Origin of the sequence: Streptomyces sp. NPDC048057 (genome assembly GCF_040653095.1) — a bacterium.
GTDB lineage: Bacteria > Actinomycetota > Actinomycetes > Streptomycetales > Streptomycetaceae > Streptomyces.
Window position 1 is genome coordinate 60,234 of sequence record NZ_JBEZNF010000016.1, and the last position, 14,459, is coordinate 74,692.

At 73.0% G+C, this 14,459-nt stretch carries 13 protein-coding genes; 4 read left to right on the forward strand and 9 right to left on the reverse strand.

The window, feature by feature from the left end:
• Positions 1-76: 76 nt before the first annotated feature.
• The 3 genes from AB0E05_RS20090 to AB0E05_RS20100 form a co-directional block, all read right to left on the reverse strand.
• Positions 77-1,303 (reverse strand): ArsA-related P-loop ATPase, encoded by a 1,227-nt coding sequence (locus tag AB0E05_RS20090; RefSeq protein WP_361965240.1) that lies wholly within the window; start codon positions 1,301-1,303, stop codon positions 77-79.
• The gene (locus AB0E05_RS20095; RefSeq protein WP_361965242.1) at positions 1,303-1,752 is read right to left on the reverse strand and encodes an SRPBCC family protein; all 450 of its coding nucleotides are present in this window, start codon (positions 1,750-1,752) and stop codon (positions 1,303-1,305) included. The genes AB0E05_RS20090 and AB0E05_RS20095 overlap by 1 nt, the downstream gene beginning before the upstream one ends.
• Positions 1,753-1,867: 115 nt before the next feature.
• On the reverse strand, positions 1,868-2,641 hold the full coding sequence (locus tag AB0E05_RS20100) for a metallophosphoesterase (protein WP_361965244.1): 774 nt from the start codon (positions 2,639-2,641) through the stop codon (positions 1,868-1,870).
• A 328-nt stretch (positions 2,642-2,969) separates the two neighbouring features.
• Here AB0E05_RS20100 and AB0E05_RS20105 point away from each other — a divergent pair, with 328 nt between their 5' ends.
• Positions 2,970-4,766, forward strand: a complete 1,797-nt coding sequence (locus AB0E05_RS20105; protein ID WP_361965246.1) for an AMP-dependent synthetase/ligase — start codon at positions 2,970-2,972, stop codon at positions 4,764-4,766.
• 91 nt (positions 4,767-4,857) lie between these two features.
• Here AB0E05_RS20105 and AB0E05_RS20110 read toward each other — a convergent pair whose 3' ends face one another.
• Positions 4,858-6,012: a glycosyltransferase family 4 protein gene (locus tag AB0E05_RS20110; protein ID WP_361965248.1), complete on the reverse strand. Its 1,155-nt coding sequence runs from the start codon at positions 6,010-6,012 to the stop codon at positions 4,858-4,860.
• 142 nt (positions 6,013-6,154) lie between these two features.
• On the opposite strand from AB0E05_RS20110, the gene AB0E05_RS20115 reads away from it, so the two are divergent.
• On the forward strand, positions 6,155-7,429 hold the full coding sequence (locus AB0E05_RS20115) for a glycosyltransferase 87 family protein (RefSeq protein WP_361965250.1): 1,275 nt from the start codon (positions 6,155-6,157) through the stop codon (positions 7,427-7,429).
• On the opposite strand, the gene AB0E05_RS20120 is transcribed toward AB0E05_RS20115, so the two are convergent.
• The 5 genes from AB0E05_RS20120 to AB0E05_RS20140 all read right to left on the reverse strand — a co-directional run bounded on the left by AB0E05_RS20120 (position 7,386) and on the right by AB0E05_RS20140 (position 12,977).
• Positions 7,386-8,642 carry a hypothetical protein gene (locus AB0E05_RS20120; protein WP_361965252.1) on the reverse strand — a complete coding sequence of 419 codons (1,257 nt, stop codon included), beginning with the start codon at positions 8,640-8,642 and terminating at the stop codon, positions 7,386-7,388. The genes AB0E05_RS20115 and AB0E05_RS20120 overlap by 44 nt on opposite strands.
• A gap of 29 nt (positions 8,643-8,671) precedes the next feature.
• Positions 8,672-9,694 (reverse strand): NlpC/P60 family protein, encoded by a 1,023-nt coding sequence (locus AB0E05_RS20125; RefSeq protein WP_361965254.1) that lies wholly within the window; start codon positions 9,692-9,694, stop codon positions 8,672-8,674.
• Positions 9,695-9,899: 205 nt separating this feature from the next.
• The gene (locus AB0E05_RS20130) at positions 9,900-10,967 is read right to left on the reverse strand and encodes an NlpC/P60 family protein (protein ID WP_361965256.1); all 1,068 of its coding nucleotides are present in this window, start codon (positions 10,965-10,967) and stop codon (positions 9,900-9,902) included.
• Between the two features lie 351 nt (positions 10,968-11,318).
• A complete protein-coding gene (locus AB0E05_RS20135) occupies positions 11,319-12,680 on the reverse strand; it encodes an NYN domain-containing protein (RefSeq protein WP_361965258.1) in 1,362 nt (453 codons plus the stop codon).
• A gap of 54 nt (positions 12,681-12,734) precedes the next feature.
• Positions 12,735-12,977 (reverse strand): hypothetical protein, encoded by a 243-nt coding sequence (locus tag AB0E05_RS20140; RefSeq protein ID WP_361965475.1) that lies wholly within the window; start codon positions 12,975-12,977, stop codon positions 12,735-12,737.
• Between the two features lie 319 nt (positions 12,978-13,296).
• On the opposite strand from AB0E05_RS20140, the gene AB0E05_RS20145 reads away from it, so the two are divergent.
• Both AB0E05_RS20145 and AB0E05_RS20150 read left to right on the forward strand, forming a co-directional pair.
• On the forward strand, positions 13,297-14,037 hold the full coding sequence (locus AB0E05_RS20145; protein ID WP_361965476.1) for a rhomboid family intramembrane serine protease: 741 nt from the start codon (positions 13,297-13,299) through the stop codon (positions 14,035-14,037).
• Positions 14,034-14,315 (forward strand): Lrp/AsnC ligand binding domain-containing protein, encoded by a 282-nt coding sequence (locus AB0E05_RS20150; protein WP_361542513.1) that lies wholly within the window; start codon positions 14,034-14,036, stop codon positions 14,313-14,315. The genes AB0E05_RS20145 and AB0E05_RS20150 overlap by 4 nt, the downstream gene beginning before the upstream one ends.
• The last annotated feature ends 144 nt before the right edge of the window (positions 14,316-14,459 follow it).

Sequence of the window (14,459 nt, forward strand, 5' to 3'; positions counted from 1 at the left end):
ATCTCGCTCGCGCCGGAGGTGCTGTAAGCATGAAGATCAAGAAGGACCGCGCCCAGCAAGATCTACAAGACGGACCCTAGCCCCGCTCGGGCCAGAGCCCGGGGTCCGGGGTGAAGCGGAGGGTGAGCACGCCGTCCGCGAGGGCCGCGCCGGAGACCGTGCAGCGGCGCAGCGCCGACGGCAGGGGAACGATCCTTCGGAACGGGCCGACGGTGAGGACGAGTTCATCGCCGCGACGGACCAGGCCCAGGCCCTCCTTCGTCGCACCGGGCAGCCGGATCGACCAGACGAGGATGCCCTCCTGGTCCCGCCTGTCCTCTATGTTCGCCATATCCGCATCAAGCGCCCCGGGCGTCTCTGGGAGATCGGCGACCTCGGGTACGTCGAGCAGCGCGAGGTCGGCGAGACCGCGCACCTCGCGGCCGGCGTGCGCGACCTCGTGGACGCCCGTGCCGCTCCCCCACGCGTCCGCTCCCCACGCGCCGTGCCACTCGTCGAGGCACTTGGTCTGCTGGGCGGCGAGGCCGGCGAGCCAGGTGTCCGGGGAGTGCGCGGGCAGGATCCGGTTGGCGACGACGGCCTCGACGCGCAGGCCGTGCAGGGCGAGTCCGGCGCGCGCGGCGCTCAGGGCGTCGTTCGCCGTCGGCCCCGGCTCGGCGACCAGGCGCAGTGCGGTGCCGGGGGCGGTGATCAGCGTTTCGACGGCGGCCAGTTCCCGGTCCCAGCGCGCGGCCGTCTCGTACAGCCACTCCGCGGGCATGGGCACCCCGGCGAGCTGTGCCAGTACGGGCCGCAGGGCGCGGGCTGCCTGGCGCTCGGGCGGCAGCAGTCGGCGCAGATAGCGGCGCAGTTGCTCGGGCAGGGCGAGCAGCGGGACGGTCTGGGCCAGCGGCGGCAGATCGACGACGACCACGTCGTACGGGCCGCCCGAAGTGCCGTCCGCCGCCCGGGCCACCGCCCTCAGCAGGGCGAACTGCTCGCTGCCGGGCAGCGGCGTGAGTTCCTCCTCCGCGAGCCGGGCGGCGCCGAGCAGGTCGAACAGGGCCGCGCCGCGGTCCTGGAGCGCGAGGAACTCGGCCCGGAAGTCGACCGCGGCGTCGATCCGGGCGGCCCACAGCCCGGGGGCGCACTCCTCGGGCACACGGCCGAGCGGCGCACGGCCGGGCGGCGCCCCGAGGACGTCCCCGGGGTCCGGCGACAGCAGCAGCGCCCGGCGCCCGGCGCGGGCCGTGGCCAGCGCGGTCGCCGCGGCGATGGTGGTACGGCCCGCGCCGCCGAGGCCGGTGACGAGGACCGTGCGCATCAGAGGGCGGATCCGCTCTCGACGCGCTTCTTCAGACCGTCGAGCGCGCGGTCGATGATGACCTTCTCGGCCTTGCGCTTGATCATCCCGAGCATGGGGATCTTGACGTCCACCGTGAGCTGGTAGGTCACCTCGGTGCGGTCGCCGCCGCCGACCGGACGCAGCGTGTACGAGCCGTCCAGGGCGCGCAGCATCTGGGACTTCACCAGCGTCCAGCTCACCTGGTCCGGACCGCTCCAGGTGTACGCGAGGGTGTGGTCGTCCTTGATCGCTCCGGCGTCGAGGACCAGCCTGACCTGCTCGGCGCGGCCCTGGTCGTCCCGGGAGACGACCTCGGCCTGCTTGACCTCCCCGGTCCACTCGGGATAGCGGTCGAAGTCGGAGATCACTCCCATGACGTCGACCGGCGCCGCCTCGATGGTGATGCTTGAGCTGGTGTGTTCCGCCATCGCAGCGGCTCCTTCAGTGCGGTACCGACCCGGGGTGAATGTAGGTGTGAAGGCTATCGCGCCCGGGAAGGGGCCGGGCCCCGCCCCCGGGCCGGGGAGCCGCCCCGCCCACCGGTCACCAGCTCAGCGTCCAGGGCCGGCCGGAGGAGGCGAAGTGCCCCACGTTCACGCACTCGGTGGCGCCGATCCGCATCCGCGGCACCAACGGCTGGTGGACGTGGCCGAAGAGGGCGTAGCGGGGCCGCACCCGGTGGATCGCGGCGAGGAGCGCGCCGCTGCCGCGCTCGAAGCGGCGGGCGACCGTGTCGTACGTCAACTCGGGCACGTCCGGCGGGATGTGGGAGCACAGCACGTCGACGTCGCCGAGCGCCTCGACCTTGGCCGCGTACTCCTCGTCGGAGATCTCGTACGGGGTGCGCATCGGGGTGCGCAGCCCGCCGCCGACGAAGCCGAAGACCCGGCCGCCGATCTCGACCCGCTCGCCGTCGAGGACGGTGACCCCGGGGCGGGCGTACTCCGGCCAGAGGGTGGGGATGTCGACGTTCCCGTAGGTGGCGTACGTCGGGGTGGGGAAGGCGGCGAACAGCTCCGCGTACTGGCGCCGTACGGCCTGCTCGATGGCGGTGTCCCGGTCCGCGTCGAGTTCGGCCCAGAGCCGGCGGCCCAGCTCCCGGGCCTCGTCGAAGCGGCGGGCGGTGCGCAGGGAGACGATCAGGTCGGCGTTCTCGACGCCGAAGAGGTCGGGGAAGATGCCGCGCGAGTGGTCGGCGTAGTCGAGGAAGAGGACGAGGTCGCCGAGGCAGATCAGGGCGTCCGCGCCGTCCCGCGCGGCGGCGAGGTCCGCGGCGTTGCCGTGGACGTCGCTGATCACGTTCACCCGCGTACTCACCCGTGCACCCGCCCGTGCGTTCACTCGTGCCTCCCGTGCGATCAACCCTGATCACCTCTGATCACCCTAGAACCCCGGGTGTCCCTCAGGACAGGGTCGTTCTTCCGGGTCGTGCCACCCGTGGACTACCGTGGGATTGCTCTGCGCGGAGCACGGTCCGCCGTGTGACGCACGGAACATCTGGCCGGAACCCCCTATCCGGAACTGAGTACTGGTGGGTAACGTCCGGGCAGTCCAGTTGTGCTCACCCCCCGATGAGCACCCTGCCCGATCAGGCCGGCGCACCCCACAGAGCCGTGGCACCGGCGCCCGATGAGGAGCAGCAGTCTTGCGCGAGTTCAGCCTTCCGGCCTTGTACGAGGTCCCCTCCGACGGCAATCTGACCGACCTCGTCCACCGCAACGCAGCTCAGCACCCCGACGTCGTCGTGATGGGCCGCAAGGTCCCGGACGGCTGGGTCGACGTCACCGCCACGGAGTTCCTGGCCCATGTGCGGGCCGCCGCCAAGGGCCTGATCGCCGCGGGCGTGGAGCCCGGCGACCGGGTCGCCCTGATGTCGCGCACCCGCTACGAGTGGGTGCTCTTGGACTTCGCGATCTGGTGCGCGGGCGCGGTCGTCGTCCCGGTGTACGAGACCAGCTCGCCCGAGCAGGTGTCGTGGATCCTCTCCGACTCGGGCGCGGTCGCGCTGGTCGTGGAAAGCGATGCGCACACCGCCGCGGTGGAGTCCGTACGGGCCGGGCTGCCGCGGCTGCGGGAGGTCTGGCAGCTCTCGGCCGGCGGCGTCGACGCGCTGGTGGCGCTCGGCGCCGAGGTCGACGACGCGACCGTGGACGCGCGCGCCGCGAGCGCCAAGGCGGACGACGTGGCGACGATCGTCTACACCTCCGGCACCACCGGCCGCCCCAAGGGCTCCGTCCTCACCCACCGGGCGTTCTTCGCGGAGTGCGGCAACGTGGTGGAGCGGCTGAAGCCGCTGTTCCGCACGGGCGAGAGCTCCGTGCTCCTCTTCCTGCCCGCGGCGCACGTCTTCGGCCGGATGGTCGAGGTGGCGGCCGTGATGGCGCCGATCAAGCTGGGCACCCTGCCGGACATCAAGCACCTCACCGACGACCTGGCCACCTTCCGGCCCACCCTGATCCTCGGGGTGCCGCGGGTCTTCGAGAAGGTCTACAACGGGGCGCGCGCCAAGGCGCAGGCCGACGGCAAGGGGAAGATCTTCGACCGGGCGTCGCAGACGGCGATCGCCTACAGCCGCTCGCTCGACACCCCGCAGGGCCCTTCGCTGGGCCTCCGGCTCAAGCACGCGCTCTTCGACAAGCTCGTCTACCGCAAGCTGCGCGCCGTGCTGGGCGGTCGGGGCGAGTACGCGATCTCCGGCGGCGCGCCGCTGGGCGAGCGGCTGGGGCACTTCTTCCGCGGCATCGGCTTCACGGTGCTGGAGGGGTACGGGCTCACCGAGTCCTGCGCGGCGACCGCGTTCAACCCGTGGGACCGGCAGAAGATCGGCACCGTCGGTCAGCCGCTGCCGGGCACGGTGGTGCGGATCGCCGACGACGGCGAGGTGCTGCTGCACGGGGAACACCTCTTCGAGGGCTACTGGAACAACGACGCGGCGACCGCCGAGGCGATGGCGGACGGCTGGTTCCACACCGGTGACATCGGCACGCTCGACGAGGAGGGCTACCTCGCGATCACCGGCCGCAAGAAGGAGATCCTGGTGACCGCCGGCGGCAAGAACGTCGCACCCGCGGTGATCGAGGACCGCATCCGGGCACACGCCCTGGTCGGGGAGTGCATGGTGGTCGGCGACGGGCGGCCCTTCGTGGCCGCGCTGGTCACCGTCGACGAGGAGTTCCTGGGCCGGTGGGCGGCGGAGCACGGCAAGCCGGCCGGCTCGACCGCGGCGTCCCTGCGGGACGACCCGGACCTGCTCGCGGAGATCCAGCGGGCGGTGGACGACGGCAACGCGGCGGTGTCCAAGGCGGAGTCGGTGCGCAAGTTCCGGGTCCTGGGCGCGCAGTTCACCGAGGAGGACGGCCACATCACGCCGTCGCTGAAGCTGAAGCGGAACGTGGTGGCGAAGGACTTCGCCGAGGAGATCGAGGCCATCTACCACGGCTGAGAGCACGGACGCCCCGGCCGGCTGACGGCACGACGGGCACGAAGGGCACCACCGAGGGCGCCCGACCGTACGCATACGGTCGGGCGCCTCGTCACAGCAGCGTGCGCAGCCGCTCCGCCAGCAGGTCCCAGCGCCAGGTCTCCTCGACCCAGCGCCGCCCCCGCTCGCCCATCCGCCGCCTCAGTTCCGGGTCCTGGAGCAGCGTCACGACCCGCTCGCCGGTGCCGGCCACGGCCGCCTCGTCCGTACCGCCGCGCACGACCCAGCCGGTCTCGCCGTCGAGGACCGCGTCCGGCGCCCCGCCCGAGTCGCCGGCGACCACCGGCAGTCCGGTGGCGGACGCCTCCAGATAGACGATGCCGAGCCCTTCGACGTCCAGTCCGCCGCGGCGGGTCCGGCACGGCATGGCGAAGACGTCGCCCGCGCCGTAGTGCGCCGGCAACCGCGCCCACGGCACCGCGCCGGTGAAGCGCACGGCGTCGGCCACGCCGACCTGATGCGCCAGCTTCCGCAGGTCCTGCTCGTACGGGCCGCCGCCGACGACCAGCAGGACGGCGTCCGGGACGCGGGCGAGGATCCGGGGCATCGCCAGGATCAGGGTGTCCTGCCCCTTGCGCGGCACCAGGCGGGAGACGCACACCACCACGGGCCGGTCGCTGAGCCCGAGTTCGGCGCGGACCGCGGCGCCGCCCGAGTCCGGGTGGAAGGTCTTCTCGTCGACCCCGGGCGGGAGGTGGGTCATGCGACCGGCCGCGTCCGGGGTGAGGGCGGCGGCGATCCGGGAGCGGGTGTACTCGCCCAGGTACGTGATGGTGTCGGTGCCCTCGCCGATGCGGCGCAGCAGCGCGCGGGAGCCGGGCAGTTGGGCCCAGCCGGCCTCGTGGCCGTGCGAGGTGGCAACCAGCCGCCGCGCCCCCGCCCGACGCAGCGCGGGCCCCATCAGCCCGAGCGGTGCCGCGGCGCCGAACCACACCGACGAACAGCCGTGTTCCCGCAGCAGGGAGGTGGCCCGGGCGGTGACGCGGGGGGTGGGCAGCAGCATCGTCGTGCGGTCGCGCACGACGGTGAAGGGCTGCTCCGCGTCGAAGGCGGCCGTCGCCTCCGCGCCCTCGCGCCCGCGCTTCCAGGTGGACGCGTACACGACGAGCCGATCGGGGTCCAGCCGTAGCGCCATGTTGTGCAGGAACGCCTGGATGCCGCCGGGCCGGGGCGGGAAGTCGTTGGTCACGATCAGGGTCTTGTGCATCGTGCGCCGACAGTACCAACCGCGCCGTGCCGGCCCCTCGCGCCGGCTCGTCGGCCCCGCCTCACCCCGCGCGCCCGCCCCCGCCGGGCATCATGGAGCTTCGCACATCGCCACCAATGCCAAGGAAAGGTGCGAAGGGGTTATGACGGGCAGCGGGTACGGCGGGGTGCGGTGGGTCCTCGCGGCGTGGGTCCTCACCAGGGCGGCGCTGCTGCTGTTCGTCACCAAGGCGGTGGTCTTCCCCGGCCCGGACGTGACCTCGGACGTCTCCGTGATCTACCGCGGCTGGTACGAGGTGCTGCGCACCGGCACCTTCCCGTGGGACGACGTCGCCTGGCAGTACCCGCCGGCCGCGGCGCTCGCGCTCCTCTCCCCCGGCGTGCTGCCCTTCCTCGACTACGCCGCCGCCTTCTTCGTCATCGCGCTGCTGTGCGACGCCGCGGTGCTCGCCCTGCTGCTGTCCGCGGGCCGGCACCCCGGGCGTTCGGCGCGCGGCAGTTGGGTGTGGGTGGTCGGCGTACCGCTGCTCGGCCCCACCGCGTACGCCCGCTACGACCTGATGGTCACCGCGGTCGCCGTCGCGGCGCTGCTCGCCGGGATCCGCCGCCCGGGGGCGTTCGGCGCCCTCGCCGCCTTCGGGGCGCTGTTGAAGGTCTGGCCGGCGCTGCTGCTCGCGGCGGCGCCGAAGCGGACGTGGTGGAGCGCCGCGGTCACCGCCGCGGCGCTCGCGGGCGCCTTCCTCCTCGCCGCGCCCGGCGCCTTCGCCTTCCTCACCTACCAGCGCGACCGCGGCACGGAGGTCGAGTCCCTGGGCGCCCTGGTGTTCCACCTGGCTCGGCTGACGGGCGGCTGGGACGGGCAGGTGCTGCTGAACTACGGCTCCGTGGAGTTCCTGGGACCGTACGTGTCCCTGGTGTCGACCGCCGCGCTGCTGCTGGCGCTCGGGGCGCTGGCGTGGCTCGTGGTGTGGCGGGCGCGCGCCCGGCTGACGGACGCGGGCCCGAGCACGACGGCGGACGCGGCGCTGACGGCCGTGCTGCTGTTCACCACCACGAGCCGGGTGATCAGCCCGCAGTACCTGGTGTGGCTGGTGGGTCTCGCCGCGGTCTGCCTGCTGCACCGGGACAGCCGGATGGCGCTGCCGTGCTGGCTCGTCGTCGCCGCGTCGGCGGTGACGGTGCTGGAGTTCCCCGTCTTCTTCGCCCGGGTCGTGGCGAGCGATCCCCTGGGCGTGCTGCTGCTCGTCGTGCGCAACGGGCTGCTGGTGGCGGCGACGGTGACGGCCTGCCGCCGGCTGTGGCGCGCCACGGTCCCCGGCACCGCGGGGCGTCCCGCGGACGCCTCCCCGCTCCCGGCGCGGCAGGAGGTGCCGGTCAGTCCAAGCGCTGGCGGAGGTAGTCGCGCCAGCGCGCCGTGAACTGAGCGGTGTCCATGCCGAGCACCCGCACCAGCTCCCGGTCCACGGCGCCCGCGGGGTCCCCGCGCTGTCCCCCCACCGAGTGGTACAGCTCAAGCAGCGCCTGCTCGCCCCAGCGCCCGACGACGAACTCGCAGGCCAGCCAGCCGCCTTCGTACGCCACGGCGAGCGTCTCCGCGTCCTCGCCGAAGGAGAAGTCGGCCTCGGAGGGCAGGGCGTCGGGCAGGTCGCCGGAGCGCACGGCGCGCTGGATCTCCGGGGCGATCTGCCCGGTGGTGCGGGCGGTGTCCCGGTAGGCCACCCAGTCGGCGAAGCCCTCGGAGAGCCACATCGGGGTCGTCGACGTGGTCCGGGCGCGGGTCGCGACGTGCGTCGTCTCGTGGGTGAGGACGACCTGCTGCCCGTAGCGGTCCAGCGCGTCGTAAGCGCTCGGGTTCACGATCACCCGGTCCGCCGGCACCGCGTGGGTGCTGCCCGTCTCGCCGGTGGTCACCGCGGCGATGCCCCGGTAGCCGTCCCCCGCCGCCCCGAGCAGCGCCCCCATCCCCTCCAGCGACGGGGGTACGAGCACGACGACCCGTTCGGCCCAGGGCGAGCGCCAGGCGCCGGAGACCGCGGGCACCGCGCGGTCGGCGGTGTCGGCCAGCGCACGCTGCCGGTCCGGCTGCTGCCCGACGGCGAGCACCAGCGACCGCTGACCGTGCACCGCGGTCACCGGGCCCAGCTGCCAGAGCTGCTGCGTCGTGCCCTTCGCCGGGCGGTCGGCCGTGACGTACCAGCGGCCGTCGCGCAGCCCGAGCTCCATGGCGCGGGCCACCACCACGGGGGCGGTGTCGTAGTCGGCGATCCGGTAGTGCAGTTCGACGTCGGCGTACGCCTTGGCGCCGTCCCGCCGCACCGTGCCGACCCGGTACGCCCACTCCCCGACCGGCACGTCCGCCAGATTGCGGAACTGCCGGCGCTCCTCGGCCCGCAGCTCGCTCTGCTCGGACGCGCAGACGGCCAGGAACGCCTCCTCGTCGCGGCCGACGAGGGCGGCGGCCCGGGCGTTCAGGGTCTCCTGGACGGCGTCGACGGTGCGGTGGGACGCCTCCGGGGCGGCGGTGCAGGCGGGCACGAAGGCGGTGGCGAGCCACAGGGCCGCCGTCCGTCTCGTCACCGTGCGCCCGCTGTGTCCGCTGCGTGCGCCGCGTACGCGCTCACCCTTCGCCACGCCGCTGATCGTACGGAACCCGCGTGGTGTCAGGGGCGGGTGATCGACGAGATCGGCATCATGCCGACGGGGTCGGAGCGCACCGCGGCCCCGGGGTAGGGGGCGTGGACGACCCGGCCGCCGCCCACGTACATCCCGATGTGGCTGGCGTCGTCCCGGTAGGCGACGAGGTCACCGGGGCGCGCCTGGGAGAGCGGGACCTGCCGGCCGGCGTGCCGCTGGGCCTGGGAGGTGCGGGGCAGCCCGATGCCGGCCTTGGCGTAGGACCACTGCATCAGCCCGGAGCAGTCGAAGCCGGTGGGGCCGTTGGCGCCCCAGACGTAGGGGCGGCCGATCGCGCTGCGCACGGCGTCGACCGCGGCGGCGGCGCGCCCGGACGCGGGCTCCCCGCCGGCGGGGGCGAGATCGTCCCGGCCGGAGCGGGAGGCCCGGTCGCGGGCGGCGCGTTCGGCGTCCGACAGGGAGTTCAGCAGCCGTTGCGCCGCGGCGAGCTTGTGTTCCACGGTGCGCTTGTGGCGGGCGAGGTCGGCCCGGCTGCGCTCCCACGCGTCGACGTCGCGCCGGGCCTCGGCGCGCTGTTGGCCCAGGGTCCGCTGAGCGCGCAGGAAGTCGCGCAGCGCGCCCGTCTGCCGGGCGCCGGTGCGCTCCAGGAACTCGGCGCGCTCCAGATAGCTCTCGGGGTCGGCGGAGAGCAGCAGCACCAGCGCGGGGTCGAGTCCGCCGGAGCGGTACTGGGCGCCGGCGACCGCACCGAGCGTGCCGCGCAGCCGGTTGACCCGCTCCTGGCCGCGGGCGACGGCGTCCTGTGCGGCGGTCACCCGCGCCCGTAGCTCACCGGCCCGCTCGCCCGCCGCGTTGAACCGCTCGGTGGCCTTCTCGGCCTCCTGGAACAGCCGGTCCACACCCGCGCGGGTGGCCTCCGGGGAGGAGTGCGGCTCCGCGGTCGCCGGGGCCGCGCCGAGCGCGGCGGCCGTCGCGGCCGCGGCGGACAGGACGGTGGCCCGGACGCCGTGGGCGGGGCCGGTCTGCGGGGGCCGTCGATGGGACGCCACGGGCCGCGCTCCTTCTGCGTACGACAGTGGTGCGCGGCAGACAGTAGCCGGGCGGCTACGGAACGACCAACGACCCGCCGACCGGGGCGCGGTGGGGTCGACGGGGAGAGCACAGGTCACCGGCGGGACGCGGCGTGGTGGCGCGGCGGGAATTCGCCCGTTCGGGCGGCGGCCCGACGGTGCGTCGACCTGGTGCCGGACGGCGTTATATGCGCACGCCGAACTTGAACGGCATGTTGTTGATGGACTCGTAGCGCACGACGGCGCCGGTGCGCGGCGAGTGCAGGATCTGGCCGTTGCCCGCGTAGAAGCCGACGTGGTGCAGGTCGTCGTAGAAGAAGACCAGGTCGCCCTGCTTGAGCTGGCTCTGCGAGTAGATCCGCTGGCCGGCGTTGGCCTGGGCCTGGGAGGTGCGCGGGATCTGGACGTCGGCCTGGGCGAAGGACCAGGAGGTGAAGCCGGAGCAGTCGAAGGAGTTCGGCCCCGACGCGCCCCAGACGTACGGCTTGCCGATCTTGCTCACGCCGGCGGCGTACGCGGCGGCGGCTCGGCTCGAAGCCGGCTTGGCGGACTTGCCGTCCGACGCGCCGCCGGACTTGTCGACCTTGCTGAGGTCCGGGCGGGAAGCGGTGCTGGCGCGGTTGGCGCGGTCCTGCTCCTCCTTGAGGGCCTCGCGCTCCTTGGCGGTCAGCGAGTTGAGCAGCTTCTGCGCCTCGTTCAGCTTGCCCTGCACCTGACGCTTCTGGGCGCCGAGTTCGGTACGGGCCTCGGCGAGGTCGGTCAGCTTGGTCTGGGCCTCCTTGCGCTGCTGCGCGAGGGCCCGCTGCTTGGACTGGATCTCGTCGATCGCGTCGCTGTGCTTGCTGCCGAGCTGGTCGAGCGCGGACGCCTTGTCGAGGTAGGTGTCCGGGTCGGCGGAGAGGAAGAGCTGGAGGGAGGGGTCCAGACCGCCGGAGCGGTACTGGGCGCTGGCGACCGCACCGAGGTTGTTGCGCAGGGTGTTGAGCTCCTCCTGGCCGCGGGCGACCTTGTCCTGGAGGCCGTCGACCTGCTTCTGGAGCTTGTCCTGCTCTTCCTTGGCGCCGTTGTACTTCTCGGTGGCCTTCTCGGCCTCCTCGTACAACTTGTCGACCTTCGCCTTCACCTCGTTCTTGCTGGGCTGCGGCGCCGCGTTGGCGCCCTGTGAGGTGAGGGCCACCGCGGCGGCTGCGGTCGCGGTGAGGACGGTGACGCGGGTACGGCCCGGCTGCTTGGCTCGACGGTGGGACGCCACGGAGGCGGGCTCCTTCTTCCTCAAGGCCGCCAGCCGGCACGGGGAACACTCGCCCCCTCGGCTCCGCGGTGCCAGCTCCCCCGGACTTCGCTGTACGCACGGACTCGGCGGTCCTTCGCTGTCACCCCGGGTGGGCGATCAACCGTGCGAAGGTTCGACGCCTGACCCTAGTGACCCGCTTGTGATCACTTCAAATCTTCCGGCGAAAAAATTCGGACGCCCGGGCATTCTTTACTCTGATCCCACACTGCGTCATGGGTACTTGACCGTCCGTCTCGCCCCACAGGGCAAAAAAGCACCCACGGGATGACACATACGGACGTACGCCACTGCATGCGAACCAACGGGGCATCAGATGCGGGACAGTCGCTTCAGGAGCAGAAGTGAAGCAACCGGACGGGCGCCGGCCCGGGCGACCCCGTCGGCGACCTCCCGGTCGGTGGAGGCGACCACCACGGGCCGGCCCGGTGGCTCGGCCCGGACGAGCTGGCGGATCAACTCGTCCGCGGTCACCCCCGGTTTGGAGAAGAGCACCCGCACCCCGCGCGGCGGCGCGAGCAGCACGGGCGCGGCCAACTCGGCGCCGTCGAAGACGCAGGTGATCTCCGCACCGGTCTGGGCGGCGAGCACGGAGAGCCCGCCGAGCAGCCGCAGCCGCTGCTTCTCCAGCGGCATCGTGGGATAGCCGGTCTTGGTCACGTTGTAGCCGTCGACCACCAGATGGACCTGGGGCAGCGACAGCAGTTGGTCGAGAAGAGCCGGATCGGTCTCCGACAGCGCGCGGGCGGCGACGTCCTTGGGCGTCATCCGCCCCGGCTCGACGGCGTCCACCGTGTCGGCGGGGTGCACGGACACGGGCGGCAGCGCCAACTCGCGGCGCAGCCCCTGGGCCGCGTCCAGGACGGTGTCCAACAGCAGCCGCAGCCGCATGTCCTCGATGGAGCGGCCCTCGCGGGCGGCGCGGCGCCCGGCCTCGACCGCGGCCTCCGCCTCCCCGAGCCGCGCCTTGAGCCGTCGGGTCTCGCTCTCGGCCGCGGACACCTGGGCGGCGGCGTCCGCCCGTACGGAGTCGATCTCGGCGGCGGCCCGGCGCAGTGCGGCCTCGCCGCGCTTGATGTCGCTCTCGGCGCTGCGCAGCTTGCGGCGAAGCGATTCCGCTTCCTTGCGGGCCGTCTCCGACTCCGTGCGCAGCCGCTCGGTCTCACTCTTGGTCTGGGCGCGCGCCTCGGACAGTTCGGCGCGCAGCCGGTCCTGCTCGCGCCGACCGGCCTCGTCGGCCCGCTCGGCGTCCGCGCGCTGGGCTTCTTCACCCGCCGTGGCGACGAGCTTCACCCATCCGGTGGGGCGCAGGACGTACGCCGCCGCCGCCACGTCCAACGGATCGGCCGCCGCCGGCGGCGAGCCGGCGGTGAGCGCGGCGCACAGCTCCGGCTGGAGCTGTGCGATCCGCTCGCCCACCCGTTGACGGAAGACCGGGTCGCTCTCCAGCGTCGCCGCCATCGCGTTGCCCGCGAGCTTGGCGCGCCGGGAGGGGGTGAAGCGGGCGTACTGCCGCAGCTGCGCCGGGAGTTCCGCGACGGTCAGACCGCCGAAGACCTCCGCGACCAGGGTCACGACCCTGCGCCGTACGCCTTCCGGCAACGGCCTTTCGAGAGCCTCCGCGACGTCGTCGGCCGCACCGGCCGGTCCGGCGCCGCCCTCAGGCTGCTCCACGATCCGTCACCCCATAACCCGTTTCGCCCGTCACCGAGACCCGGGCGCGGCCTCTCAGGAGGTCGCGCCCGGCCTGTCCACCAGTTCGATCTGATCCACGGCGTTGCACCAGCGGCAGCGCACGGACTCGATGGTCTCACTGACCACCTCGCGCTCCTCGACCGTGGGCGCTCCCGCAAGGTCCAGATGGACGTACTCCACGACCTTGGAGGAGCGGGTCACGTCGAAGCGGGTCAGGTTTCCGCAGAGGGTGCAGCGCCAGCGGGTGTCCGCCGTGGGAGAGGGAACCGTCGTCATCGTTCCGTCCGTCCTCATTTCTTTGACGTTCCTTGACGTTCATGGGCTTCTCTTGGGCGTCCCTTTGGCGTTCGCCGACCCGTTTCGACGTACATCGACAGGCACGGACGTGCGCCGACGCCCTCGGGGCCGTCGACTTCCTCGACCTCGGTGGCGGCTTCGAGCCGGCCCCCACGCGCGGTCACCGCGGTGCGCCTTCGAACTGCGGGTGTACTGCTCGTAACTCTATGGCCTCACGGGGGTCCCGGGGCACGGCGAGGCACCCTGTACCACCATGGACCGTTCCGTCATGATCTGTCCCGTGACCCTTTGGCAGTCGATGCCGTCGACGGTGGGCCGGGCGCTGCGCGGTGCGGTACGGGGCGCCACGAGCGGCCCCGCCGTGACCTCCGGAGTGATCGCCCTGTGCTGCGCGGTCTTCCTCGTCGGCCCGGTGTCGGGACTCAACCCCTCCTACGGGAGCGGGGACGCGCTGTTGGCCGCGCAGAGCCGCTACTTCGAACAGTGGGGAGTGATCCCGGCCCAGCTGACCGGCGGCGCCGCCGACGCCCTCGTCACCCCGCTCACGGCGCTCTTCGTCCACGGCAACTGGCTCCACCTCCTCGGCAACATGCTCTTCCTGCACGTCTTCGGCGCCATGGCGGAAGAGCACTTGGGCCGGGTCGAGTACACCCTCTTCTACCTCGGCACGGGCTATGTGGCGCTGGTGGCCTACGCCGCCGCCAACGCGGAGTCCGAGCAGACCCTGGTGGGCGCCTCCGGAGCGATCTCAGGGGTGCTCGGGGCCTTCCTCTTCCTCTTCCCCAAGGCCCGGGTCACCAGTCTCTTCCCGTTCCTCTTCTTCCTGCCGCTGCGCTTCCCCGCCTGGGTCGTGCTGGTCTTCTGGTTCGTCCTCCAGTGGCTGGCGGCGTCGGGGGCGGGCGAAGGCGGCCCCGGGGTGGCCTACCTGGCGCACCTGGTGGGGTTCGGAGCGGGGTTCCTCTACGCCTGGGGCCGCTTTCGACGGCCGGCTACAGTGAAGGTCCCAGCAGCGGCGACCGAGGGAGAAAACCAGCCGTGATCACCGCGATCGTGCTCATCAAGACCAGCGTGGACCGCATCCCCGAGATCGCGGACGCCATCGCCGCGCTGGACGGGGTGAGCGAGGTCTTCTCCGTCACCGGCACCTACGACCTGATCGCCATGGTCCGGGTCGCCCGGCACGAGAACCTGGCGGACGTGATCCCCGGCCGGATCAGCAAGGTCGAGGGCGTCGTCGGCACCGACACGCACGTCGCCTTCCGCACGTACTCCCAGCACGACCTGGAGGCCGCCTTCGCCATCGGTCTCGACTCCTGACCGCGGCGCCTCGCCCCGCTCCCCTCCCCGGCACCACCCTCCCCTCCGCACCACACCCCTAGCACCGGGTCCCGCCCGCGACAGTCGGATGAAGAAATCCTCATCTTGTCCTCATCCGCTCACGCCGGTCCGGCTCCCACCATC

Excerpts from the sequence above, each read along its gene's own strand:
- AB0E05_RS20110 (WP_361965248.1), bottom strand. The coding sequence starts at position 6,012 with ATGCACAAGACCCTGATCGTGACCAACGACTTCCCGCCCCGGCCCGGC.
- AB0E05_RS20140 (WP_361965475.1), bottom strand. The coding sequence starts at position 12,977 with ATGACGACGGTTCCCTCTCCCACGGCGGACACCCGCTGGCGCTGCACC.
- AB0E05_RS20090 (WP_361965240.1), bottom strand. The coding sequence starts at position 1,303 with ATGCGCACGGTCCTCGTCACCGGCCTCGGCGGCGCGGGCCGTACCACC.
- AB0E05_RS20115 (WP_361965250.1), top strand. The coding sequence starts at position 6,155 with ATGACGGGCAGCGGGTACGGCGGGGTGCGGTGGGTCCTCGCGGCGTGG.
- AB0E05_RS20145 (WP_361965476.1), top strand. The coding sequence starts at position 13,297 with ATGCCGTCGACGGTGGGCCGGGCGCTGCGCGGTGCGGTACGGGGCGCC.
- AB0E05_RS20095 (WP_361965242.1), bottom strand. The coding sequence starts at position 1,752 with ATGGCGGAACACACCAGCTCAAGCATCACCATCGAGGCGGCGCCGGTC.